The 25,916-nt window shown below is 38.8% G+C and carries 23 protein-coding genes and 2 tRNA genes; 16 read left to right on the plus strand and 9 right to left on the minus strand.

Annotated elements, in window-relative coordinates:
* Nucleotides 1-22: 22 nt before the first annotated feature.
* Both queG and bioB read left to right on the plus strand, forming a co-directional pair.
* The gene (queG, locus tag A7P54_RS00350; RefSeq protein WP_171548455.1) at nt 23-1,147 is read left to right on the plus strand and encodes a tRNA epoxyqueuosine(34) reductase QueG; all 1,125 of its coding nucleotides are present in this window, start codon (nt 23-25) and stop codon (nt 1,145-1,147) included.
* A gap of 91 nt (nt 1,148-1,238) precedes the next feature.
* Complete coding sequence (bioB, locus tag A7P54_RS00355) at nt 1,239-2,228, plus strand: biotin synthase BioB (protein ID WP_033133316.1); 990 nt, start codon at nt 1,239-1,241, stop codon at nt 2,226-2,228.
* Between the two features lie 42 nt (nt 2,229-2,270).
* Here the strand turns inward: bioB and A7P54_RS00360 are convergent, their stop codons facing one another.
* Nucleotides 2,271-2,483, minus strand: a complete 213-nt coding sequence (locus tag A7P54_RS00360; RefSeq protein WP_005203133.1) for a hypothetical protein — start codon at nt 2,481-2,483, stop codon at nt 2,271-2,273.
* Between the two features lie 132 nt (nt 2,484-2,615).
* Complete coding sequence (locus A7P54_RS00365) at nt 2,616-2,963, minus strand: hypothetical protein (protein ID WP_004807786.1); 348 nt, start codon at nt 2,961-2,963, stop codon at nt 2,616-2,618.
* Between the two features lie 489 nt (nt 2,964-3,452).
* On the opposite strand from A7P54_RS00365, the gene A7P54_RS00370 reads away from it, so the two are divergent.
* The 9 genes from A7P54_RS00370 (at nt 3,453) to A7P54_RS00410 (ending at nt 15,873) form a co-directional block, all read left to right on the plus strand.
* Nucleotides 3,453-3,986 (plus strand): fimbrial protein, encoded by a 534-nt coding sequence (locus tag A7P54_RS00370; RefSeq protein ID WP_004653088.1) that lies wholly within the window; start codon nt 3,453-3,455, stop codon nt 3,984-3,986.
* An 80-nt stretch (nt 3,987-4,066) separates the two neighbouring features.
* Entirely contained in the window at nt 4,067-4,798 is a 732-nt protein-coding gene (locus A7P54_RS00375) for a fimbria/pilus periplasmic chaperone (RefSeq protein WP_171548302.1), read from the plus strand.
* 63 nt (nt 4,799-4,861) lie between these two features.
* Entirely contained in the window at nt 4,862-7,438 is a 2,577-nt protein-coding gene (locus A7P54_RS00380) for a fimbria/pilus outer membrane usher protein (RefSeq protein ID WP_171548456.1), read from the plus strand.
* Nucleotides 7,435-8,463 carry a fimbrial protein gene (locus tag A7P54_RS00385; RefSeq protein ID WP_171548303.1) on the plus strand — a complete coding sequence of 343 codons (1,029 nt, stop codon included), beginning with the start codon at nt 7,435-7,437 and terminating at the stop codon, nt 8,461-8,463. The genes A7P54_RS00380 and A7P54_RS00385 overlap by 4 nt, the downstream gene beginning before the upstream one ends.
* A 158-nt stretch (nt 8,464-8,621) precedes the next feature.
* Complete coding sequence (locus A7P54_RS00390; protein WP_171548304.1) at nt 8,622-9,518, plus strand: DUF4882 family protein; 897 nt, start codon at nt 8,622-8,624, stop codon at nt 9,516-9,518.
* A 358-nt stretch (nt 9,519-9,876) separates the two neighbouring features.
* Complete coding sequence (locus A7P54_RS00395) at nt 9,877-10,170, plus strand: type 1 fimbrial protein (protein WP_171548305.1); 294 nt, start codon at nt 9,877-9,879, stop codon at nt 10,168-10,170.
* A gap of 311 nt (nt 10,171-10,481) precedes the next feature.
* Nucleotides 10,482-13,508, plus strand: coding sequence for a LodA/GoxA family CTQ-dependent oxidase (locus tag A7P54_RS00400; RefSeq protein ID WP_171548306.1), 3,027 nt, complete (start codon nt 10,482-10,484; stop codon nt 13,506-13,508).
* Nucleotides 13,509-14,615 (plus strand): FAD-dependent monooxygenase, encoded by a 1,107-nt coding sequence (locus A7P54_RS00405; RefSeq protein ID WP_171548307.1) that lies wholly within the window; start codon nt 13,509-13,511, stop codon nt 14,613-14,615.
* Nucleotides 14,616-14,721: 106 nt separating this feature from the next.
* Nucleotides 14,722-15,873 carry a catalase family protein gene (locus tag A7P54_RS00410; RefSeq protein WP_171548308.1) on the plus strand — a complete coding sequence of 384 codons (1,152 nt, stop codon included), beginning with the start codon at nt 14,722-14,724 and terminating at the stop codon, nt 15,871-15,873.
* Nucleotides 15,874-16,058: 185 nt separating this feature from the next.
* Here the strand turns inward: A7P54_RS00410 and A7P54_RS00415 are convergent, their stop codons facing one another.
* The 5 genes from A7P54_RS00415 to A7P54_RS00435 form a co-directional block, all read right to left on the minus strand.
* Nucleotides 16,059-16,268, minus strand: a complete 210-nt coding sequence (locus tag A7P54_RS00415) for a cold-shock protein (RefSeq protein WP_004807805.1) — start codon at nt 16,266-16,268, stop codon at nt 16,059-16,061.
* Nucleotides 16,269-16,368: 100 nt separating this feature from the next.
* Nucleotides 16,369-16,602 carry a hypothetical protein gene (locus A7P54_RS00420; RefSeq protein WP_004807806.1) on the minus strand — a complete coding sequence of 78 codons (234 nt, stop codon included), beginning with the start codon at nt 16,600-16,602 and terminating at the stop codon, nt 16,369-16,371.
* A gap of 185 nt (nt 16,603-16,787) precedes the next feature.
* A tRNA-Met gene (locus A7P54_RS00425) sits at nt 16,788-16,864 on the minus strand.
* A 284-nt stretch (nt 16,865-17,148) separates the two neighbouring features.
* On the minus strand, nt 17,149-17,547 hold the full coding sequence (locus A7P54_RS00430; protein ID WP_171548457.1) for a hypothetical protein: 399 nt from the start codon (nt 17,545-17,547) through the stop codon (nt 17,149-17,151).
* Nucleotides 17,548-18,162: 615 nt separating this feature from the next.
* A tRNA-Ile gene (locus A7P54_RS00435) sits at nt 18,163-18,239 on the minus strand.
* A 265-nt stretch (nt 18,240-18,504) separates the two neighbouring features.
* On the opposite strand from A7P54_RS00435, the gene A7P54_RS00440 reads away from it, so the two are divergent.
* Nucleotides 18,505-19,062, plus strand: a complete 558-nt coding sequence (locus A7P54_RS00440; RefSeq protein WP_171548309.1) for a 1-acyl-sn-glycerol-3-phosphate acyltransferase — start codon at nt 18,505-18,507, stop codon at nt 19,060-19,062.
* Nucleotides 19,063-19,205: 143 nt separating this feature from the next.
* The gene (locus A7P54_RS00445) at nt 19,206-19,955 is read left to right on the plus strand and encodes a YebC/PmpR family DNA-binding transcriptional regulator (RefSeq protein WP_171548310.1); all 750 of its coding nucleotides are present in this window, start codon (nt 19,206-19,208) and stop codon (nt 19,953-19,955) included.
* Nucleotides 19,956-19,998: 43 nt separating this feature from the next.
* Here the strand turns inward: A7P54_RS00445 and A7P54_RS00450 are convergent, their stop codons facing one another.
* Together A7P54_RS00450 and A7P54_RS00455 are read right to left on the minus strand one after the other, a co-directional pair.
* The gene (locus tag A7P54_RS00450; RefSeq protein WP_004653077.1) at nt 19,999-20,469 is read right to left on the minus strand and encodes an Lrp/AsnC family transcriptional regulator; all 471 of its coding nucleotides are present in this window, start codon (nt 20,467-20,469) and stop codon (nt 19,999-20,001) included.
* Nucleotides 20,470-20,927: 458 nt separating this feature from the next.
* Nucleotides 20,928-21,698 carry a glutathione S-transferase family protein gene (locus A7P54_RS00455; protein WP_171548311.1) on the minus strand — a complete coding sequence of 257 codons (771 nt, stop codon included), beginning with the start codon at nt 21,696-21,698 and terminating at the stop codon, nt 20,928-20,930.
* Nucleotides 21,699-22,055: 357 nt separating this feature from the next.
* On the opposite strand from A7P54_RS00455, the gene A7P54_RS00460 reads away from it, so the two are divergent.
* The 3 genes from A7P54_RS00460 to A7P54_RS00470 are packed head-to-tail and all read left to right on the plus strand — an operon-like array spanning nt 22,056 to nt 25,916.
* Nucleotides 22,056-23,267 carry an SfnB family sulfur acquisition oxidoreductase gene (locus tag A7P54_RS00460; protein WP_171548312.1) on the plus strand — a complete coding sequence of 404 codons (1,212 nt, stop codon included), beginning with the start codon at nt 22,056-22,058 and terminating at the stop codon, nt 23,265-23,267.
* Nucleotides 23,268-23,280: 13 nt separating this feature from the next.
* The gene (locus tag A7P54_RS00465; protein ID WP_171548458.1) at nt 23,281-24,504 is read left to right on the plus strand and encodes an SfnB family sulfur acquisition oxidoreductase; all 1,224 of its coding nucleotides are present in this window, start codon (nt 23,281-23,283) and stop codon (nt 24,502-24,504) included.
* Nucleotides 24,504-25,916: an LLM class flavin-dependent oxidoreductase gene (locus A7P54_RS00470; RefSeq protein WP_171548313.1), complete on the plus strand. Its 1,413-nt coding sequence runs from the start codon at nt 24,504-24,506 to the stop codon at nt 25,914-25,916. Before A7P54_RS00465 ends, A7P54_RS00470 begins: the two co-directional genes overlap by 1 nt.

The following is a 25,916-nucleotide window of genomic DNA, read 5'->3' on the forward strand; positions in this document are numbered from 1 at the left end:
TTTTTCTCCTTATTATCGTTTTATGGCTTCAAGCACACCATCTCAAACACAGTCTCAGAAAACGCCTGATAAAATCAAGTTACAACAGCTTGACCCTCAAGCATTAAAAGACTGGATCAAAGCACAGGCTTTAGACTTGGGCTTTGCTGATTGTGTCATTGCCAAACCAGATGCTCAAGATCAAATACCGCGTTTTAAGGAATATTTAGAACGCGGTTATCATGCAGATATGCACTATTTAGAAGAAAACTTAGAAAAACGTGCCAATCCAACCTTGCTCGTTCCTGGTACAAAAAGCATTATTTGTGTGCGCATGAACTATCTTGTGGCATCACCCAAGCCCCGTTATGTACCATTTGAACCAAATTCTGCCATTATTGCGCGTTATGCACGTGGTCGTGACTATCATAAAGTCATGCGTGGACGTCTTAAAACCTTAGCGACCCGTATTAAGGAAAAAGTCGGCGATTTTGAATCACGCCCCTTTGCTGATTCGGCCCCTATTTTTGAAAAATCGCTGGCTGAAAGTGCAGGTATGGGATGGACGGGTAAACACACCTTATTGATTCATAAAAAATCGGGCTCTTTTTTCGTTTTAGGAGAACTGTTTACTTCTCTAGAACTGCCTTTTGACCAACCTGCGACTGCACATTGCGGTTCATGTACTGCCTGTATTGATATTTGCCCAACACAGGCGATTGTTGAACCTTATATGCTGGATGCCCGAAAGTGTATTGCTTATCTAACCATTGAATATAAAGGTATTATTCCTGAGGAACTAAGATCAGGTATCGGCAACCGTATCTTTGGCTGTGATGATTGCCAGTTGATTTGTCCTTGGAATAGCTTTGCTAAAAAAGCGTCAATTCCAGATTTTGATCCAAGACATAACTTAGATGACATCAGCTTATTAGAAATTTGGCAATGGGATGAAGCAACGTTCTTAGCCAATACAGAAGGCAGCCCAATCCGCCGTACAGGCTACCAATCCTTTAAGCGTAATATTGCAATCGGTCTAGGAAATGCTCCATACTCAGCAGAAATCGTCACTCAATTGCAAGAAGCAAAAACGTTGCACGATGACATCGTCAATGTACATATAGATTGGGCAATTCGACAGCAATTGCAGCAAATAAACGTACACTGAATAGAAAAATGGTGTTTTTTGCCCTTTGGCTTTGGCACGATTTCTGTATGATGAATCTCAATGTCTGTAATCAATCATCATGGATATAACAATGACTTTACGTAATGACTGGACTCGTGATGAAATCCAAGCTTTATATGACCAACCTTTTCTAGACTTAGTATTTCAAGCACAAGGCGTTCATCGTCAGCATTTCCAAGCAAATGCGATTCAGGTCAGCACGCTACTTTCAATCAAAACAGGTAAATGCCCTGAAGATTGTAAGTATTGCTCACAATCTGCTCGTTACGACTCTAAGTTAGAAGCAGAAAAACGTATTGCCGTTGATAAAGTTATTCGTGAAGCACTTGCAGCAAAAGAATCTGGTTCATCGCGTTTCTGTATGGGTGCTGCTTGGCGTAACCCGCATGAGCGTGATATGCCTTATGTGCTAGAAATGGTACGTGAAGTGAAAGCATTGGGCCTAGAAACCTGTATGACTTTAGGTATGCTCAACCAATCTCAAGCGGAACGCTTAAAAGATGCAGGTCTAGACTATTACAACCACAACCTAGACACTTCTCGTGAATACTATTCTCATATCATCAGCACACGTACTTTTGATGACCGCTTAGATACTTTAGATCATGTGCGTCAAGCCGGTATGAAAGTATGTAGTGGCGGTATTGTTGGTTTAGGTGAAAGCCGTAATGACCGCATTGGTTTATTACATGAACTTGCAACCATGCCAGTGCATCCTGAATCCGTACCAATCAACATGTTGGTTCCAATCGAAGGCACACCTTTGGCTGATGTTGAAAAACTTGATGTGACTGAATGGATCCGTACCATTGCTGTCGCACGTATTATCATGCCACACAGTTATGTTCGCCTCTCTGCTGGTCGTGAATCATTAAGTGATTCTGACCAAGCGCTTGCCTTTATGGCGGGTGCGAACTCACTCTTCTCTGGTGATAAATTACTTACGACGCCAAATGCGGGTGAAGGCAAAGATCAGGTTCTATTTGCTAAATTAGGTTTAACTGCGGAAAAACCGAAACCAACGGTTGCAGAACTCTCTGTCGATGCCATGAGTGCATAAACAAAAAAGCCTTGTCAGATGACAAGGCTTTTTTAGATATGATTAAATTGATGTCACCAAAATGCCGTATTTGGCATTTAAAAACATTCCAACACGGATGATATCAACACCTGCTGCATGGGTTACTGACAATTCTTGGCTATGCACATCAAAATGAAATGAATCAAAAATGTCTTGATGTTGCATCAACCATGCAATCGTATCAGCAATACACTCATCAACAGTATATGTTTCTGATTTAAAGTCCTTATTCATAACACTATGTTATATCTTCACTTGATCTTTCAATCATAACGGATAGATAAGCTTCGTGCAGCTTGTTAAAAAAACACTTAGTAAAGGACATTACTCACTAAGTGTATTAACTTGAAATATGTTTTGAATTGCTTAAGCCGCTTGTGGGCTCAGGATATTTTGGCCCGCCTTTAAGCTTGCAACAGCTTTGGCATTAAATTCTAAAGTCAGCACATGGTTGTCTAAATGAACATGATAAGACTGAATCAATGACTGCTGACCCTCATCTGTTTCAAGCACATATTCATCTGCAATATTTAAAATACCTTCTAAATTGGTTGTACTAGAGGCACGATCATGACTGAATAAATCATAAATCGTCTGCAGATTAAAGCTTGTTTGCTGTTCCGTAGCATGGCTTTTTAAATAACTTTCTAGGAATAAAACAAACTTGTGTGCGAAGAAATAGTAGTTTGGTTTGTGGGTATAAAGCATGTTCATCGAAAGCTCCTTTACGGTGTTTTTTTCATCTAATCATGACTAAAAAACTAAGGATTTAACCTTAAAAGATTCTTAAAAGAACTTTGAGCTTTTTGTTAATAAACTTAATAATCACGCTAAAAACTTGATTATTCATCTAAATTATTTTTTTATTTTTGCAATACAGATCACAAAAAAATGTAAACCCCTTTATTTTTTGATCAAAAAATAACCAAATAAGCCTTTTTTATGAAAGGAAAAAACAATCAGTCTTAAGCAATATTAAACAAACAGGCTAAAAAAGCTGTTTTTACCAGAAATAAAAATACTTTATATCAACAACTTATTTATGATCGGAATTTTAGATCGAAACACACCATAAAAATGTGATGCAGTTTGCATTTCTAAAACCTAGTGATATATATTTCGCACATTACTTGTTCAGCGCAAAAATCCAACTGAGAAGTAATTTTAATTCAAACTTTTAGCCGATGTGTTCGAGAAATTATTATGAAAAAACTTGCTTTGATCGCTGCTCTTTCAGTTGTAGGTATTGCTAACGCTCAAGCTGCTGACGGAACGATTACAATTAATGGTCTAGTAACAGACAAAACTTGTGACATCGTGACTCCAGCTGGTAAAGACTTTACAGTAACACTTCCAACTGTTTCTAAACAAACTCTTGCTAACGCAGGTGATGTTGCTGGTCGTACTCCATTCCAAATCAACTTGGGTAACTGTTCAGAAGGTAAAGTTGCAACTTACTTCGAACCAGGTGCGACTGTTGATTTCAATACTGGCCGTTTACTTAACCAAAACGCTGGTGGCGCTAAAAACGTTGATGTTCAATTATTAGGCAACAACAACCAAGTAATCCCAGTTCTTGCTGCTGGTAGCAACGGTGCTCAAGCTAACTCGCAATGGGTTGACGTTGTAGAAGGCGGTACTGCTGACCTTAACTACTATGCTGAATACTATGCAACTGGCGCGTCTACTGCTGGTGAAGTAAACACTTCAGTTCAGTACACTATTATTTATCAATAATCTATTGATAAACTTTGCGAATTTCTAGATTTCTAGGAATTCGCAGTTGTACACTTCACGCAATCATAGAGAAAATTTAAATGGCACTGAACGGTTACAATTTTTTGCTTGGTTTAACGATGTCGTCGGCTTTGATCGCAAGTCATACACATGCGGAAATTATTTTGCATGGAACTCGCGTTATTTATCCATCTGACGCTCGTGAAGTGACTTTGCAAGTCAGTAACAATGGTTCTAAGCCATCGCTTGTTCAAGCATGGATTGATGAAGGTGATGCTAAAAGTACACCGGATCAGTCTAAAGTTCCGTTTATGATTACCCCTCCTATTTCGCGTGTAGACCCAATGAAGAGCCAATCGCTTCGTATTACTGCATTACCCAATGCGGCTCAGTTAAATCAAAAACAAGAAACTGTTTTTTGGTTGAATGTTTTGGATATTCCACCAAAGCCAACCGCAAACAGTAAAGATGCTATTCCTGATAATTTTTTACAGCTCGCAATTCGTTCACGCATTAAGTTTTTCTATCGTCCAGCCAGCATCAAAGCTGATGCCAATCTCGCTGGTGAAAAATTACAATGGGCGAAAAGCGGACAAACTTTAATCGTAAAAAATCCAACACCATTTCACGTCACCATGACTGCGGTGTACCAACAAAATGCAGGAAAGCCAGTTGACCTACTGCCTAAAGGTCTAATGCTCTCACCTTTTTCAGAGGACAAAATCCAATTGAAAACTGGGAGTACTGAAAAATTGAGCTATGTAAGCATCAATGATTACGGTGGTCGTATCGAACACCAGATCAAGTTTTAATAACAAACAAATTTATTTCCAATCAATAAATGATTTTGTACCTATCATTGAATAGGCGAACCGATTATGTCAAAGAAAAATGCAACAGCTAAATTCTTGAAGCGTCGTATCTGTTATTACCTTACTTCTGGGGTAGTCACAATCACGATGCCTATGGCTGTTTATGCAGTAGAACAGACAGCAGAAAAAGCTGCACCAATGGAAGCAGAATTTGACTCTGTTTTTTTAATCGGTGACGCCCAAAAAGTAGATATTTCTCGTTTTAAATATGGGAACCCCGTTTTACCTGGGGAATATAACGTTGATGTTTATATCAATGGTAACTGGTTCGGCAAAAGAAGAATGATGTTTCGTTCGGCAGAACAAAACCAAAATGCCTTTACCTGTTTCACTTCAAGCTCATTGCTTGAATACGGCGTAAAACAAGACGTTCTGGTTAACCGTACAGAATCTGCTGCGCCGAATGGTTGTTACAAAATCGAAGAATGGATCGAAAATGCATTTTATGATTTCGATACCTCGCGCCTGCGTGTCGACATTTCGATTCCACAGATTGCATTACAAAAAAATGCGCAAGGCTATGTTGATCCAAGTATTTGGGATCGTGGTGTCAATGCTGGATTTTTATCTTATAGCGGTAGTGCCTACAAAACCTTTAACCGCTTAAATGACAATAAAGAAACCACCAATGCCTTTATGGCGATTACTGCTGGTGCAAACATTGCTGGCTGGCAATTACGCCACAACGGTCAGTGGCAATGGCAAGATGGTGCTCAAAGTGAGTTAGATCCAAATAACAAAAAGAAATCTAACTACGAGTCTACCAGTACTTATTTACAGCGTGCTTTTCCTCAATATCGTGGCGTTTTAACCTTAGGCGATAGCTTTACCAATGGTGAGTTATTTGACTCATTCGGTTACCGCGGTTTAGATTTTTCTAGCGATGATCGCATGCTGCCAAATAGTATGCTCGGCTATGCACCCCGTATTCGTGGTAATGCAAAAACCAATGCGAAAGTAGAAGTTCGCCAACAAGGTCAATTGATTTACCAAACTACGGTTGCACCGGGTAGCTTTGAAATTAATGATCTCTACCCTACAGGGTTTGGTGGTGAGCTTGAAGTTTCGATTATTGAATCGAATGGTGAAATTCAAAAGCTTGCCGTTCCTTATGCATCTGTCGTGCAAATGCTCCGTCCTGGATTAAGCCGTTACTCAGTCACTGCAGGTGAATTCCGCGACCGTGATATTGATTTGACACCTTGGGTCACGCAGGGTAAATACCAACGTGGTATTAACAACTATTTGACGGGCTATACTGGCTTTCAACTGGCTGAAGACTATAGTGCCCTATTATTAGGTGCAGCCGTTGCAACGCCTATTGGTGCGGTGTCTTTTGACGTTACTCAGTCAAATACTGACTTTGACAAGCAAGGTTCGCAATCTGGACAAAGTTTCCGTCTAAGTTATAGCAAACTCATTTCACCGACCAATACCAACTTAACCTTGGCAGCCTATCGTTATTCGACAGAAAACTATTATAAGTTACGTGATGCCCTGCTTATTCGTGATCTTGAAGATAAAGGTGTGAATACTTTTGCTGTGGGTAAACAGCGCAGTGAATTCCAAATTACCTTGAACCAAGGTTTACCTGAGGGTTGGGGTAATATTTATATGGTCGGTTCTTGGAACGATTACTGGAACCGTAATGAGACCAGTCGCCAATACCAAGTGGGTTATAGCAATAACTATCATGGCTTAACCTATGGTCTTTCTGCGACCAATCGCCAGATCGAATATGGTTCAAATAATCAAACCCGTGATACTGAATATTTGATGACTCTTTCGTTCCCTATGAATTTCAGAAAGAGCGCTGTCAATGTCAACGCAAACGTATCTGAAAACAACCGCACAGTGGGTATGAGCGGTATGGTCGGTGATCGCTTTAACTACGGCGCTTCTGTATCTCATCAAGACAGACAGAATCCGAGCTTTAACGTTAACAGCCGCTATCGTACCAACTTTGCGACAGTCGGTGGTTCTTATAGTATCGCTGATTCATATCAACAAGCGATGGTTAGTATGAGCGGTAGTATTGTTGCACATGATAAAGGCATCCTGTTTGGCCCAGAACAAGGTCAAACCATGGTATTGGTCTATGCCCCAGATGCGGCAGGCGCCAAAGTTAATAATACGACCGGTCTGAGTGTAAATAAATCTGGTTATGCTGTGATTCCTTATGTAACGCCATACCGTCTAAATGACATCACGCTTGACCCACAAGAAATGTCGACCAATGTTGAATTAGAAGAAACCAGCCAACGTATTGCGCCTTTTGCTGGCGCGATTGCTAAAGTTGATTTCTCAACCAAGAAAGGCTATGCCATCTACATCAACACCAAAACAGCAGCGGGTGAAAGTTTACCGTTCGCTGCACAAGTCTTTAACACCAAAGATGAGTCTGTTGGTATTGTTGCACAAGGCAGCATGGTGTATTTACGTACGCAAGAGCCAAAAGGTGATTTGTATGTAAAATGGGGTGATGAAGCCAATGAACAGTGCCACTTCAGTTATGATGTCACAGCACAAATTTCTAACGATCAGCAAAGCATGATCATGACTGAGGCAGTATGCAAATGAAAAAGTTACTCTTAAACAGTGTTTTGCTTACCGCAGGTCTTGGCATCTATACAGAAGCAAATGCTGCTTGTACTCCAGAAATAGACAGGGGTAAAGAATTTAAAACAGTCGATATCTCAATGGCTGTGGGTCGTGTCGTTGTGAGACCAACGGATGAGGTTGGTAAAATTTTGCGTAAAGCTACTTTCCCTATTACTCCTAATGGTTCAACCTATTGGTGTGATAGAAATGGAGGAACTTTAGAAGCAAATCTTTCTCAAAGTTATGCTCTGAGTCCTTTAGGGAATAACATCTATTCTACTAATATTGAAGGTATTGGGATTCGCCTTTATCGTGAAGCTGAGAATGCGACAAATTTCTCTGGATATTATCCATATCGAGCATCAACACAAAGAAATACGAGATATACACTTGCAAATGGTTATTTTGTTGTTGAAATTATTAAAACAGCAAACCAAACTGGATCTGGTGCTCTAGTCCCTGGTCGATATAGTGCCTACCATGCTAGCGGATACGGGGTTACGCCTTGGTTAACAAGTACGGTGTATGGTAATGCAATTACTATTGCCTCTTCCTCTTGTGAACTACAAGGTAATATCAATAAAGTGGTTCAACTTCCTACTGTGATGAAATCAGGCTTTAGTGGTGTTGGTTCAACCCAAGGTGAGCAAGCCTTCGACTTAAATATCTTATGTAATGGTGGGAAAAACCCAACGGGATATGAAGAAAAGAACCAAATCAGTTTAGATTTTGATTTTCCACAAGACGGTACCAACAACCAAGTAATGTCCAATACAGCACCAAACTCAACCAAAGCCAATGGTGTTGGTGTACAACTTCTTTGGAAATATCAAAATAAAAATCAAGTGATCCGCAAAGGTGACAAGTTGGATGTTGGTTCAATTAGCTCAAACCAAACAGTACAATACAACATTCCATTATCTGCTCGCTATTATCAAACAGCGACCAATGTCACTGCAGGTACTGTTCGTGCAATGGCAACCGTAACAATCCAATACGATTAAACCTTTTATAAGACCTCTTCCCAAACGAGAGGTCTTTTTTTTATAAAATTCTAAACAGAATATTTCTAATCAATTATTTTTTTTAAATTTATTTCTTAAAAAGTCGCATTTTTTACTTTTGATAATAAGCCGTGAACAATAAACCAGAGGAACAATCAATGAAAAAACTGAGCATATTTGCCCTTAGCCTAGCCTTACTCGGCTGTGGTGAAAATAAGGATAGTTCGCAAAATAATACCAGTACTCAACCTACAGCAGCATCTACAAGCTTTAGTTTACGTAGTTTTAGCCAACCACAAACATGTCAGTATAACTTTGATGCAACACAGCAAGATTATGATACTTGGAACCTACAAAACCCCGGATATACTCCAATTACACAATTTCCTGAGATAAATGGTCAAAGGTTTGGTTTTATCGTTAGCTCTACACCTATAGATGAAGATGCATATGTTAACTATGTCGCTACTAGTAAAGCTCAGCTTAACTCAGCCAATGGAAATGGTGATTTCCCCCTCCCCACAACAGGAATTATTGCATTTGAAATGCAGCTAAAAATTCCAACACCACCACCTACAGGTGATTCTTCTTATACCTCTTCGTTTTTAATTACAGGAGTCACAAATAATGGTTATGCAATTCGCTCAGATTTCGGCTTTCAGTCAGGGACATATGATCCAGATTTTGGGGAAAACCCACCTGATTTAAGCTACTCTCTGAGATATCAACTTAGTGATGGTACTGGGCCTACGACAGTTGACTATTATCAGAATACCAAAGTGACTACTAATACAAATAGTTATCAACGTTTAGGTATCTATATCAACCAGTTAACAAAACAGGTCGGATTTATCTTTAATGGTATTGATCAAGGCTATCAATCTACTTTACCAGCAGCACTTGAAAATCTTAGTTTTAACATTGATAGCGGAGTTTCTATATATTCCAATCATTTAGATGGGCAAGAACTATCATCAGAACTGATCACTGACCGCAATGCTTTGCAATTCAGTTACCCTCAAGGTTCTACGGACATCTGTGGCAATGTAATTTAGTCCAGCTTAGTGTCACAAAAGCCTAATCGTTGATTAGGCTTTTTTCTTGCCAAAAATAGCAATCACATAATTTTCCCGTAACAAGGGTATACATAAGTTCCCTATTTGAATTTTAAAATATGTTACAGCGATCATATAATGTAGACCAGACAGGTCCGGTTTTTAAATTCGCATTAAAACAAAAATATGTGACACAATTATCAAATCCAAATAAACATATTAATTATCAATTTAAAAGCAAAATTTTAAATACATCACACTTTAAATAACTATTTAATCAATCTTTAATTTTAATATTGCCTTAATAATAATACTTATGTTAATTAATACTTAATACATCATATAAAAGGCAATAAACATGTATAACAATATCTATAAATCTGCCCTACTTTTATCATTAATGGCGTTTGCTTCGGTGGGTTATTCTGCAAGCACAATCCAAATGAATGGAAGTATAGTAGAAGATACTTGCTCTCAGCAGCATAACACTAGTGACTGTCAGCAATTGAATCAAATCAGAGATAAGATTGATTCTCAATCAATTTCTCTCAGTGACTTAAGCACTCATACCAAAAAAAATACAACCACCGACATTAGCTTCGAACAGCTACCAGATAAAAAGAATGCTGTTATTATCGCAAGTTACTACTAGTTACTAAAATATACATCAATATGTGAACTAATTAACATTTAAATTATTAGTTCACATTGTTCCAATCATAAAAACACTTAACAAATACTCGGCTTTATTTAGATTTTATTAAAAAATTAATTCAAAAAAACTACCCACTGTTTATTTTCAATAAAATATTCTTAATAAAAAAACTTAAAAAACAATTTAATTAAAACAGAATATGGAATTATTTTATTTATTCCATTGCATACATATTGACCACCCACAATATTTTCTATAATTTCATAAACGATGAAAATAAAAACACTTTAAAATAATAAGGACAAAAAATGGATCACTTAAAATTAGATTCGCCCAGCAATACGCCATGTGTTGATTGTACAAAAGACCCGATTGAATCTTTGAAAGCCATGTTTGTGGACATGGTACAAGCTGGGAGAATTCGCAAAGGTCAATGCCCTGCTATGCGACCAGTATTTCTTAAACCACACGGAATAGCCGCTGCTGAATTCAAAATCCGTGATGATTTACCCGAGAAGCTCCGTGTCGGATTATTTTCAAATTTAGGCAAAAGTTACCCGACCTGGGTTCGCTTCTCATCCGACACCACACCAACAAATACAGACTTCAAATCTACCCTTGGTATCGGGATCAAACTATTTGATGTTGAGGGAAAAAAAATACTCGGTAATCCTGATGCGAATACCTTTGATTTCTTGATGCAGAATTTTGATGCTTTTTTTGTCGACACTGCAAAAGATATGTGTGAATTTACCAAAGCTGGTGTGGTCGATGGTGATTATGATCCTTATCTAAAAGCTCATCCAAAAACCTCAGAATTACTGGATGCAATGGCAAAACCCGTAGCCAGTGTTTTAGCTTCCCCTTACTGGAGTGGTTTACCCTTTCAATTTGGTCCAAATGAATATGTAAAATATAAACTAGAACCTGTTTTTTATCTTGACCCACCGAATCATTCGCCTAATGACCCTTCTTATTTAGCCAACGACTTAATCTCGAGATTAAAAGTCTCTGAAGCACGATTCCGCTTCATGATCCAACTCAGAACAGATCCTGAACGTATGCCATTAGACGAAGCAACTGTCGTCTGGCCAGAAGATTTAAGCCCACCTATTCACGTTGCCGACATCGTCATACCCATTCAAGATATTTCAGCTCGCGGGCAAGCCGAATATGGTGAAAACTTAGCAATAAATATTTGGCGTGTCACTGCTGAACATGCCCCAGTCGGTTCTATCGCAGATGCTAGACGTGTTGTTTACGCAGCTTCGGCAGAGTTACGCCGTAATGTAAATGGTGTACCTCTAGGTGAACCTGATACTCCTCGTCCTGTTATTTCCCCAGCAGCGTGTATTGATACCAAGATCGTTCGTGCAGCAATCCATCCTGCAATTGGGGTCGCTCGCGTAGGTGACAGTGAAAATGAGTTTTTTATTGGACCTGAGCTTGTTGATGCTCCAACAGACCTAACCCAGCAGCCCAATAGCTATCGAGATAAGACTGGTGCAATCAAAAGGCAAGCAGCTCGATTCCGTATCTATGGCTACAATGCTGCTGGCGACGTAGTCCGTGAGCTGAATCCTGACAATGCCGATATTGTCTGGACTGTCCATGTTGCCAACCGTAAAGCTGAATGGTATCAATTTCAGTATGCACTGGACATACCAGAAGCCGTCAATGCTCCTGATAATGCGTTCACGCTACGTAATCCCAAAGTCAAACCAGCCAATCGACATAAATTAGCCATTGATCCAGGCCCACGTAGTATTTTTGGTCGTAATGTTTCGGGTGGTGCTGAACATCGTTTTGATACTGGAACTTTCCAAGCAGCAGCGGAACAGGCTGTGACTGTGCCTTTAGGTGAAATTCAAACAGATGAAAATGGACATTTATTATTTTTAGGTGGGCATGGTAAATCAGCATCTCCAACCCATGCACCTGTTTATGATCCAGACCATCCACCTAGCTTTAATAATGCTGATGATTGGTATGATGACACATCCGATGGCCCAGTCACTGCAACAGTTTCCATAAATGGAATCGAGATACCCGTTGAATCTGCGTGGGTTGTTGTTGCTCCACCCAACTACGCACCAGATGTTGTGAGCTGGCGAACCATGTACGACCTTATGTGCGATGTCTACGTCAATGCAGGTTGGATGGTGATGCCTGAAAAGCCATCCTTTACTAAGGACATTTGGCCACTCCTGAAACGTCTAGGCGGTTTACAGTGGGTAAATAAAGGTTTTGCAGCCTACTTTGGCAAAGGCTGCCCAATGGATTTTAATAACCCTGCACTGCTGGCTAAACTTTCATTCCAATCAAAGAATAAAAATTTACCTGATCCATATAGTGAATTACGTCGTGCCATCTTGCATAGTTTCAGACCATCCAAACCTAGCGTAGCTGAGCCAATACAATGGCCACATATCTGGCCTTGGATTTATGGTGATGCGTTTGGAAGCTTTTCAGAAAATGGGCCCGGCAATATGCTGACTATGACGGGTTTACAAGAAGGCCTACTCCGAAACTGGGTGGACGGAAATTTTATTGATGACTGGTCTAATGAAGAAATTAAATCGCCTTCATCTTTAGATCAAGTTCCATTACAAGATCAACCTCATACATTAGACCAGGCGGCCTTGCATTATTGTCTGGCAGATACCTTTCATCCCGGTTGTGAAATGACATGGCCGATGCGTCATGCCAGTATGTATAGTTCACCATTCAGAATCAGATTACGTGCAGCTACAAATCCCGAACCAGACTATGGCTCAACAATGACACCCATCAAAGTTCAGCAAGTTGATGGTCCCTTATATGCTCAAGTCGCTGGCAGTATTACCCGCTGGATGGCAGTCCCATGGCAAGGGGATACTGCATTCTGCCGCTCTGGATACGATCCAGATTTCGATCCCTATCTTCCAACATTTTGGGCAGCCCGTGTTCCAAACCACGTTCTCACAGAACAAGACTATCAAAAAGTTATAAATCCCGATCTATCGAGAGAAGAACGTATTGCTGCCTTTAATCAACGTCACAGTTGGCTACGCGCAATCCAAAATGCAGATACTGCCGAAGTGATGAAGCGTATGATTGCTCAATTTAATGAACTTGGTATTGTTGAAGTCCGTGCAGGTGTAAAGGACGATCCAGATATTCCTGAATATATCTATGTTGAAACACTGATTGCTGGTCAATTAAAAACGGCTGCCGAACATGCAACCAACTTGTTAGAAAGTAAGGTTGAACCACTTACTGACTTAGAAAAAGCAGGCTGGGCAAGTCATGAACAGTTATTGGCATTCCGCTCTGTCCGTGTACAAAAACGCTAAATGAACAACTTAAAGGTAGATGTCTGTATCGCAGGTCATGGGCCTGCTGGACTTATAGCGGCAAGACAACTTGCTTTGGCTGGGTTATCTGTGTGTACCATTGATAACCCAAGCCATAAGGTACATAAATTTGGTGAAACACTCCCCGGATCGGCAATTCGTCTATTAACCAAACTCGGCCTTCAATCAATCATTGAGCCTTTACAAACAGAGCAGCATGCCAATGGCTACTATTCACCTCGTGTCGGTGGAAATATGTCTTTTTGGGGAAGCGAGTCCCCCATCATTTCTGATGCCTTACATGATCCCTATGGGGTTGGACTTCGGATTGATCGGCAGAAATTCGATATGCTTTTAGCGCAGCATGCTCATGTTGAGGGAATAGTAAAATTTAGTGCAAACATTTTGGATTTAAAAAAAGATCGTAATATTTGGAACATTCAATTGGAATGTGGCAAATCCATTGCAACAAAATGGATTGTTGATGCAACAGGCCGCAGCGCCAAAATCATCCGTCTACTCGGTATTCAGCGCCATCGTGGTGTACCATTGGTTGCGCTGTATCGAACATTTAAACCAGAGAAAAGTATTTCACTCAGTAAAACCATCATTTCATCACATAAAAATGGATGGTTATATGCAGGGAAAATTTCAGAACAAAAATGGGTTCTTGGTTATCACACGATCCCCAAAACCGCAGCAGCACTTCACAACTATCCTATACACTGGGATGAAATTATTAAAACCAATACGATCATACCTGAGCTTTTTGGTGAATTAGAATTTGGAAAAAATATCTGTTGTCATGATGTACGTAGTGTTTGGTTAAAACAGGGTTTGGGGGAAGGCTGGATTGCTTGCGGTGATGCCTTATTGGCATTTGATCCTATCGCAGGGCAAGGTTTGTTTAATGCAATTTATACAGCAATGAAAGCAGCAGAAACGATTGTACAATATGATCAAAATAAGGATGCTCATCAACACTATTTAGCTGAAACTCATAAAATTATTAAAATCTATGAAAATCGAAGATATTCATTATATAAGCAAGAACAAAGATGGTTGAATAGTCCATTTTGGAAAGCACATCAAATGACCACTGGCTAAACTAGACCAAACGACGAACACAAGTATAAAAATCGATTAGATCAGCGTATTTCTTCTACTCACGATCTTTAAGTTGCTAAACTGATTTATGTTATGGAGCAAATATATGTTAGATCTGAAAGCTTTGGTACGCTTCGGTTTATTTTTCACAATCACTCCTCTACTGATCAGTATAAGTGGTTGCGCTTATCAGCATCAAAAATCAAACATTGTGGCTAATACACATAAAATTCCCTATCCAACCATTGATACGGAATTAGGTGAAAAGTTACAACCGAACGAGAGTATTGTGGCTGCACAAATTTCTGAGCAAATTGGACAAAGTATTCGTACACAATACACAGCAGGCCATGTGCTACGTGATGCACATCCTAAAGCACATGGCTGTCTTCGAGCAGAATTCCATGTCTCAAAATCGTTACCATCAAACCTAGCGAAAGGCATTTTTATTGCTGATAAAACATATTCAGCATGGATTCGTTTCTCCAATGCTTCAGGAGATGCCACCCAAGCCGACAATAAAAAAGATGCGCGCGGCATGGCGATCAAAATTCTAGGTGTTACTGGAAAAAAGATTATGGAGAATGATAATCAAGCAATGACTCAAGATTTTATTATGATTAATCATCCTGTATTTTTTGTAAATCAACCTGATCGCTATTTATCCTTTATACGGAATATAAATAGTGGAAGTACGCTCAAAAAATTGCAGATTCCTTTTGTCCTAGGTTTGCAGGGCACTATGAATGCGCTTAAAGCGAGAAATTCAATCATTTCCAATCCAATACAAGCCCGATACTGGTCAATGGTGCCCTATCAATTAGGATTAGGCGCTGACCGTCAGGCAGTTAAATATTCAGCAAGGCCTTGTTCTCAAAATACAACACTAGTGCCAGATCACCCCAATCATGACTTCTTAAGAGAAGCGCTTCGAAATAGCTTACAAAAAGGTGATGCATGTATGGAATTTCTGATCCAACCGAGAACATCAAATAAAATGCTGGTAGAAGATTCGATGACTGAATGGAAAGAAGCTCAAGCTCCATTTTATCAAGTTGCAACGATCCATATACCACAACAAAATTTTGATACGCCTACTCAGAATGAATTTTGTGAGAATCTTTCATTTACCCCGTGGCATTCACTGCCTGAGCATAGACCCTTAGGCGCTATAAATAGATTGCGTAAAGTGATTTACGAGAATATTAGTGCAATCCGACATGAAATGAATTCTACTCAAAGAAAAGAACCACTATAAAAATTTTTGTAGATATTCAATTGAATGAGCCATTCTTGATCTTATATTAAGTTTGATAGCAACTTGACTTCGTCATAAGAATCGAGGAACAGATTAGAATTTATAATAGTATTTAATTAAGCTAGTGCAATAAATAAACATAAAAAAGCCCATCTATCGATGGGCTTTTTCACTGCTCTAACGAATTAGATTACAGTGATAAGTGTTGCTTGTGGTCCTTTTTTACCTTGTCCAGGAACATAAGAAACACGTTGGCCTTCATTCAAAACCTTGAAGCCATTGCTTTGAATTTCGCTGAAATGAGCAAATAAATCTTCGCCAGAATCAGCTTGAATAAAACCAAAACCTTTAGTTTCGTTGAACCACTTAACTGTACCAGTAGCTTTATCAGACATACTTTTAAACCTTTTAAACTTTGTTTATTTATGGATCAAAACCTTAAATTTTGATCCAATCTATCTTTACTAAAAAAGATACTACCATTGTGTGAATTATCTATGTCAAACGATAAAGCTGGTTAACATCAGTGTAGAAACTTTTTCCATCTAAATTAAAATCAATCTCTTGACCAGACTCTAGAAGTACTCTCTTTCCAACTTCAACCCATTTAAAACCTAACAACGTATTCTGTTGACGTTTAAGTGGGATAATTTGCACACAAATTTCATTGCCATTACTGGCTTTGGCCATACGCCATTCATTAATAATTTTTAACACAAAATCACTCATTTCTGAGCTCATGTGATTGATTCGATTTACTATAACGCTAGACAGATGAGAAGAAGATAACTGCATTTCTAGAATCTAATAATTTTTAGCTTTATTTAGGATTATGTAAGCTAATTTAATTGCTATTTGTTCTTTCCAGAATAGCAACTATAAATACATCACAGAGCAAAATTAATTAAGTCGGTTGGTAGCGGGAGCTGGATTTGAACCAACGACCTTCGGGTTATGAGCCCGACGAGCTACCAGACTGCTCCATCCCGCACCGACGAGTTAGCTTTATAGGCGCTTTAACTTAATTATGCAAGTTTAATATTGATTAATAGCAACAAGAGCTCAATTTACAGTCGATTTATCAATATTTTTGAGTTTAACGGCACTTTTACTTCAATTTGAGTTGTATCAGTTTTTCACTAAAGTTAGATAAAAATAAGAAGAAAGTGAAAAAAGTAATATGTAGTATTGCCTATTCAAAGTATTGCTACATCAATTTCCCTAATTTTGTAGAGTTTTAGCTCTTTTCATTTAGAGCGAATAAATTAGTATCAACTATTCAAAAATATTTACTTGAGTCTGTCTATCTATAGAAAATATACACTTCCCTTTGAACTCTTGTGCATTGCCCAACTCATTTTCGGCACAGAACTCTAGGTAAATATACACATCTCCACTTTTTTGATTTATATAGTAATTACCACGTAAATTATCATTAAAACTAACCGTTTTTTTCTTTGTTACATTCGAAAGTACGAGTTTCTTGCACTTTTCAATCAGTTTTTCCTTATTTAAATTAATTTCGGACTTCCGAATATAAGCAGAGCTTTCACTCAAATCTCTCACATTTTTTCGATTATCATTCTCAATTATATAAGAATCAAATTCTGTAATGATATTAGAGTCTTTGCTCTTATAATCTTCAAAACTTTCACACCCTAACAAACCTAACATGATGGTGAAAGCTAAGATATTTCTCACTTTATTAATCTATATAATCAAAAAATATAATATAGCAAAAATAATGAAATATGACAAAGTTGAAAATCCCCAATACTCCCATAATTTATTTTAATTATTGATCTATTTTTATACTCAAAGCTAGGTTTAAAAATCCATTCAAAAATGCAACCACCTTAAATATTTGATATAAAAAATTAAATATATCTAATAAAAATATGTTCAACTTTTTACTATACCTTCTATTTTAAGCTTATAGAATAGATTTCATTTCACTCTTTATTACTCACCTTTTTCTTGTAAAAATAATTCATACTAAATATATCAGGAATATAAATAGTTATTTCCTTATCATCCTCTAATCATAGCTAACTTACTTAGGCTAAAAAGCATATTTAGATCATCAAATTATTTAAAAAGTCTTGTTCTCTAATTTCGATGTACATTGAATTGACTTAGCAAAACTATAAATAATATTCAGCATCTTCCAAACCTAGATAGATCTTGTTTTCACTCTTACTTATTAATTTTACTGATTACATAGCACTTACATAAATTTAGCCAATAAAAAAGCACTTACAATTAATGCATGTAAGTGCTTGATATATATGGTGGGCCCACCGTGACTTGAACACGGGACCAACGGATTATGAGTCCGCTGCTCTAACCAACTGAGCTATAGGCCCTAAACTTAAATCATATTTTATGTATGATTAATGCTGCCTGATCTTAGTCAAATTTAACTTAAATTACAAGCAGATGATTTTATCAAATTACGAAAATAATGTTAAAAATCATAAACTGCGCTGATTCTATCTGATCTTCCCAGCTTGAGTAAAGATCATATTGCACTATTTTGATCATTAATAAGACATCCAATTTTTTTCATCTGGTGTTTTAGGATATGTATTTTACTGAAAACTCGTATTACACTGCTGCGACTCAAAGCCTATGATGATAAACATGAAAAAATTTTTAGGAAAATCTATTTTTAAAGCAACAGGTTGGGAATATAACGTAGACCCAAGCATTTTAGAAAAAAAACAAGTCATTATTGGCTTTGAGCATACCTCAAATCTGGATACCATCCTTTCTCTCGCTTTATTTGAAATTTTAGAACTCAAAATTCATACCCTGATCAAAAAAGAATTATTCAAAGGTCCCTTAAAACCAATTTTAGAACGTTTAGGTGGCATCCCTGTCGACCGTAAAGCCAATAAAGATATCGTGACGCAAATGGTTGAACTGTTTATTCAAAATGACAGCTTTAATCTCGTGATTGCGCCTGAAGCAACACGTGCCAAGGATGGTGAAGAACGCAAACCCATTCGTACTGGTTTTTGGCATATCGCCAAAGCAGCCAATGTGCCAATCATTTTGATGTATGCCAATGCCCGTACCAAGCAAGGTGGCATTCTAGGAAAAATTTACCCAACAGATTTGCAACAAGATCTGGAAAAGATCAAAGCGCTTTATGCGGAATACGACATAGACGTAAAAATTAGCTAATTAATCCAATCTATTTGATCAATCTTTGACGCTTGATCAAGATTTTAAAGTTTGAATATGAGCGATGCTAGTTTTCAACAAAACCATCGCTATGCTAATATTCCTGCACTTTTTTTTAAGTTTTATTTTTTGGAGTTACTTCCATGGCGGGTCATTCTAAATGGGCCAATATTAAGCATCGTAAAGCTAAACAAGATGCAAGTCGCGGTAAGGTTTTTACTAAATACATCCGTGAAATCGTAACCGCTGCACGTTTGGGCGGGCCAGATGCGGCGAGTAACCCTCGTTTGCGTGCTGTAGTTGAAAAAGCACTGTCTGTGAATATGACACGTGACACCATCAACCGTGCAATCCAACGTGGTGCTGGTGGTGAAGACAATGATGATTTAAAAGAAGTTACCTATGAAGGTTATGGCGTTGGTGGTGTTGCGGTTATCGTTGAAACCATGACCGATAACTTAAACCGTACTGTTCCAGATGTTCGTCATTGTTTCTCTAAAACCAATGGTAACTTAGGTACCAATGGTTCGGTGGCTTACCTATTCACCAAGCGCGGTGAAATTTCTTTTGAAGATGTTTCTTTAGAAGACAAAGTCATGGAAGTTGCTTTAGAAGCAGGTGCTGATGATATCGAGATTGATGAAGATAGCATCTTGGTTATTACTAGCCCAGAAAGCTTTGGTGATGTTCAAGATGCACTTACAGCAGCAGGTTTAAAATCTGACAATGCTGAAGTTGTGATGAGCCCATCGACTAAAGCTGAAATCAATGATATTGATCAAGCTAAACAAATCATGAAAATGATTGATATGCTTGAAGATCTTGATGATGTTCAAAACGTTTATACCAACGTTGAATTCTCTGAAGATGTATTAACGCAACTTGATACTTAATACATTCAGATCAGTAAAAAATGCATCTTTTTAGATGCATTTTTTATAGCTTATTTAAAAGTTTATAGCAGTTAAAGACATTATATTCTTTGATCACGAAGCTTGAATGTAGTGCGACGACACTGTCAATCTTACCAATACGGCGTAATAGAATTTCACTATAGTCATCCATATTACGTGCGACCAATTCCAAAATAAAATCTGCACTCTGCCCTGTCACGAGAAAGGCATTGGTCACTTCTGGAATATCTTCAATTTCTTGTAGGAATTTATCAAAAGTTTCACTATCGTGTTTGCTCAACGAAACCTGCAAAAGAATATGCAAACTAAAACCGAGTTTATTGAAATTAATTTCACGTTTAAGCTGTCCCATCACTTGGGATTCGATCAGATTTTTAATGCGACGATGCACTGAACTTACCGAAAGATTGATGCGTTCTGATAGTTCATTCAGATTGACATCTTCATCGGTTAAAATTTCAAGAATTTGTTTATCAAAACGATCCAATTCCATTTTACAGTTCTCTCTTTGAATTTATGTTTTTATCGGAACTGCTCACTCAGTAATTTTAAGGGTCAAGGGAAAACATTCGTTTAACTTTTGACGATGCTGCATGGATAACGCAAACATGATTCCGATAAACTTTTGGTTTATCTCTGTCCCAAAGCCGAAACAAGACCTTTTGAGCAACTGTTCAACTGATCTCCCAATTGTTGAACAACTCGTTTCGATCCCCATCACACCCTGAAACATAAGATAACAAAGCCTTTTTATAATTATTTCCCTCTTTTCAGTTTTTTTAAAGTAAATTTGGCAATAATTTCTAATATTTTCTGCTTAAAACGAATTTTCTTTTAAATATTAATTTTATTCCCCGATAATTTTTTACTTTATCGGTCTTTTTTCTGTTTTCTTTCCCATAAAAAAGCCCCGATTATAATCAATCAGGGCTTTTCGACTCAAAATCTGATTTATAAACCACGCCAATCAACGCGTGCATTACGCTCAGTGGCATAAATACGCTGTACATATTGCCCAATCGGTAGGTCTGATAAATAGTCATAATATTGCTTCAGTTCGCCATCAAACTGTTCAATATCGTCATTCTCGAGTTCCCACGGCGTACCTTTGATCACCAATAAGGGTGCAAGAATTGAACAGACCGCAATATCCGCCAAACCCAGACGATCACCGACCATATAACGCCCTTGATTATCAATCAGACGCTGATTCAGATCACTAATCAACTCAGTCATCCGTAGTTTGGACTGCGCCACTTTTTCAGGACTGAGTTTATAATTGGTCGACACCAGACTTTTTAATATTGGTTTAGAAATCTTCTCGAACTGACGCAAATAGCCTTGCTCGCCCATCATGATTTCAAGTGGATGATCGCCAACCGAAAGCGCATGTGCCAATGACCAGCGACGAACATGTACACCAAGCTCGTCAGTCAGCTTGTCAATTTCTAAAGCTTGCTCACGTAACTGTTCATCTCTTCTGAGCAAGGTATGCTCAGGATAGGTACTATCCAGATATAAAGCGATTTGTGTTGAATCAGCAATCCAGTGTTTATCATCTTTCAACATCGGCAATAAATATTGCCCAGATTTCAGATAAGTAAACGCACGATGAAAACCAGGAATCAAATTATGTGCCACATAGTCCAATTCCTTATGATCTAACAACCAGCGAGCTTTTTCACAATAGTGAGACAAAGGAAATTGGTATAAAACCCGCATAGACTCTCCAAATTTATTTTTCTATTCGATCAAACATAAGGTTTTCCCTACTTTAGAAGTAAAAGTTAATGAATACAATGTCCTTTTTGCTCTATCTTTTTAATTTCAGCGTGATTGCTTTATAAATATTCTTGGTGAGATTATTCCTTTATTTCATAGAAAGCACCTTTTTGCATTGATCAACAAAGATACAATACCACTAAACACCTGTTTTTAATCAATATTCCATATCTATTTTTCTGTTATTTTTCTCATAAAAAATGCTTAAGAATTATTGTGATATCCAAGCCATAACTGATGGTTTAGTGGAAAAGTAAAACTTTTGTAAAGTGTCTCTTATCTATTAGAGGTGCTCACATGTCCAGTAATCAATCAGTGATTCAAGTTCAAACACAACTGATTTCAAATGATCAGCAGGCCATCAATGCTGCCTATCAAGTTGCTGACTTTGCATTAGAAGATCGAAATAATCGTGATCAAAATCGTATTTTGCCCACCGAACAAATTATTCAGTTTAGCCAAAAAGGTCTGGGTGGAATCCGTGTACCACAACACTATGGTGGTGCTTTTGTCTCCAATAAGACCTTAGCCCATGTGTTTCGTATTTTAAGTAAAGCCGATGCTAATGTTGGACAAATTCCACAAAACCAATTCGGCCTTTTAAATTTTATTAATATCACTGGTTCAGACGTACAAAAGCAGTTCATTTACGCTGAAATTCTGGCAGGCAAACGCATTGCCAATGGTGGACCTGAAAAAAACTCCAAAGATACCAAAGCCATTCAAACCACTTTAAGCTTGGAAAATGGTCAATACTTTTTAAATGGAGAAAAGTTTTACTCGACTGGAACCAGCTTTGCAGACTGGTTAGCGATTCGTGCCTTGCATCCAGATGGCTATACCGTATTGGCAATTGTTGATCAACATGCTGCTGGTGTTGAAGTGATTAATGACTGGAATGGCTTTGGTCAACGTACTACAGCCAGTGGAACAGTAAAACTACGCAATGTTGTCGTTGATCCTACACTATTTTTTGATGAACGCATTATTGCCGACACCCCAAATGTACGCGGTGCTTATTCACAACTTTTACAGGTTGCGATTGATGTTGGCATTGCCGAAGCCGCTTTTGATGACACCTTATCCAGCATTCGTAAAGCACGCCCCATTATTGATGCAGGCGTAGAAAAAGCCAGTGAAGAACATTACACCCTACAAGAAGTTGGCAAGCTCAATATCCTGCTCGATGCTGCCATCTTATTACTGGACGATGCTGCTGAATATCTAGATGAACTTGATCAAGTCGCTGCAATTTCTGCTGATCAAGCTGCTCGTGCTTCAATTTTAGTGGCTGAAGCAAAGATCTATGCCAATGATGCAGCCCTGCATATCTCCGAAAAATTACTCGAACTTGGTGGAAGCCGTGCCAGCCTGAGCCAACATAATCTTGATCAGCATTGGCGCAATGCTCGCGTACATACCTTACACGATCCTGTGCGTTGGAAATTCCATGCCATCGGTGACTATTACCTCAATGGTACTCACCCTGCCCGCCATGCCTGGATTTAAGGAGCACATCATCATGACCTCTTATCAAGAATTACAAGGTTTTGCCAAAACCAATTTTAAAGCAGCCCATATTATCCAAAGCGATGCCGAAGCCCTAGACATTGCGATCCAGCTCAGTCAACAGTTTAAACAAGCGGCAGTTGAACGCGATGCCAATCGAAACTTGCCGTTTACTGAAATCGAAACCTATAGTCAGTCAGGTTTATGGGCAATTACGGTACCTAAGCAATATGGTGGTGCAGAGGTTTCCAGTCTAACCGTAGCCAAAGTCATTGCTTTGTTTAGTGGTGCGGATGGTTCAATCGGTCAGATTCCTCAAAACCATTTTTATGCATTGGAAGTATTACGCAATACTGGTACGGAAGCACAAAAGAAACGCCTCTATCAAGAAGTGTTACAAGGTGCGCGTTTTGGTAATGCGCTGGCGGAATTTAAAACCCGCACGTCTGCACATAAACAAAGCACCTTAATTCCAAGCGAAAACGGTTATCTGATCCAAGGGGAAAAATTCTATTGCACGGGTAGCCTATTCGCCCATCGTATTCCAACACTAGTGGTTGATGAAACAGGTAATGAGTTTTTGGCTTTTGTACAAAGAGACAGCCAAGGATTAGAACTGATTGATGACTGGTCTGGTTTTGGGCAACGCACCACAGGCAGCGGTACAGTCAAATTTAATCAGGTCTTTGTTGCCAAAGAGGATGTGATTCCTTTTGATACTGCCTTTAAGCAACTGTCTTTGGTTGGCCCCTTTGCTCAAATCATGCATGCCGCGATTGAAGTCGGGATTGCTCGTGCTGCTTTTGAAGAAACACTGGAGCGTGTGCGTGTCGCCCGCCCTTGGATTGATGCCAATATTGATTCCGCCACTCAAGACCCCTTAACCCTATCTGAGTTGGGTCGTGTAGCAACCGATGTCAAAGCCAGCGAACTTTTACTTAAACAGGCAGCTCGCTCTGTAGATATTGCCAAACAGGATCTCAATGCTGAGAGCTTAGCCAAAGCCTCAATTGATGTGGCAAAAATACGTGCGCATAGTACGGAAACTGCATTAAAAGCATCATCGAAACTGATTGAATTGGCGGGTAGTCGTGGTAGTCAACGTGCTGATGGTCTTGATCGTCATTGGCGTAATGCACGTGTACACACCTTGCATGATGCTGCACGCTGGAAATATTACTTCATTGGTAATTATGTGTTGAATGGCATTCTGCCTCCACGTCGGGGGACTTTGTAATGAGTCAAACGACTGCTAAAAAAATCTTGTTAAATGCCTTTGATATGAACTGTGTCGGTCATATCAATCATGGTTTATGGACACATCCCCGTGATCAATCACATCGCTTTAATGAATTGAGCTATTGGACTGAACTGGCACAGACCTTAGAACAAGGTTTGTTTGATGGCTTATTCCTTGCCGATATTACAGGGGTTTATGATGTCTATCAAAATGGAATTGAGCTGACTTTAAAAGAGTCGATTCAGTTACCAAGTCATGATCCTTCTACCCTAATTTCGGCGATGGCATTGGTGACACAGAATTTAAGCTTTGGTGTTACCGTTAATTTGAGCTATGAACAGCCCTATCAATTTGCACGGCGATTTGCCAGTCTTGATCATTTGACCCAAGGTCGTTTGGGCTGGAATATTGTCACTGGCTATCTGGATAGTGCCGAACGTTTGATTGGGCAAAAAGGTTTAAAAGATCATGATGCACGTTACGATCAAGCCGAGGAGTTCTTACAGCTTTGCTATAAATATTGGGAAGGTTCGTGGGAAAATGATGCCCTAAAAAAAGATAAACAACAGCGCGTTTTTACTGATCCGAACAAGGTCCACTTGATCAATCATCAAGGACAATATTACCAAAGCCAAGGTGTGTTTCAGGTTGCACCTTCAGTCCAACGTACGCCAACACTCTTCCAAGCAGGTGCTTCACCGAAAGGACTACAGTTTGCTACGCGCCATGCCGAATGTATTTTTATTGGTGGTGATCAACCAGAAAAGATTCGTCAACAAGTCAATAAGATACGACTACAAGCACAGCAACAAGGGCGAGATGAAGATGCGATTAAAATCTTTGTTGGGATTACCGTCGTTGTGGCTGAAACACATGAACTTGCCCAGCAAAAACTGGCTGAATACCGTCAATATGCTAGCCCTGAAGCAGGTTTAGCACATTATGCCAGTTCAGTCGGAATTGATCTTGCCAAGTTTGCAGATGATGAAGCGATTCCTTATCAAAAGAGCAATAGCATTGCTTCCGTTAATGAAAAGTTTAAAGAACAGCGCATCAGCAAGAATGACTTAAAAGCACAGCATATTCTGGGTGGACGTTATCCCCTGATTGTCGGCAGTGGTATTGAGGTTGCGGAATACCTGATTGAACTACTCGATCAAACTGGCATTGATGGTTTTAACCTGACCCGTACGGTTGCACCTGAATCACACCATGATTTTATTCGACTGGTGATCCCGGAGTTACAGCAACGTGGACGTTATAAAACTGAATATGCCACAGGCTCATTACGCAATAAGCTATTTGCCCAAGGCCATCATTTGGCCACCAGCCATCCAGCTGATCAGTTCCGATGTCGAACGCATAACAACACAGATGAGCTAAAAATAATTGAAGAAATTAGTGCTTAA

This window comes from Acinetobacter sp. Ac_3412 (assembly GCF_013072675.1).
In the GTDB taxonomy this organism is placed as follows: domain Bacteria; phylum Pseudomonadota; class Gammaproteobacteria; order Pseudomonadales; family Moraxellaceae; genus Acinetobacter; species Acinetobacter higginsii.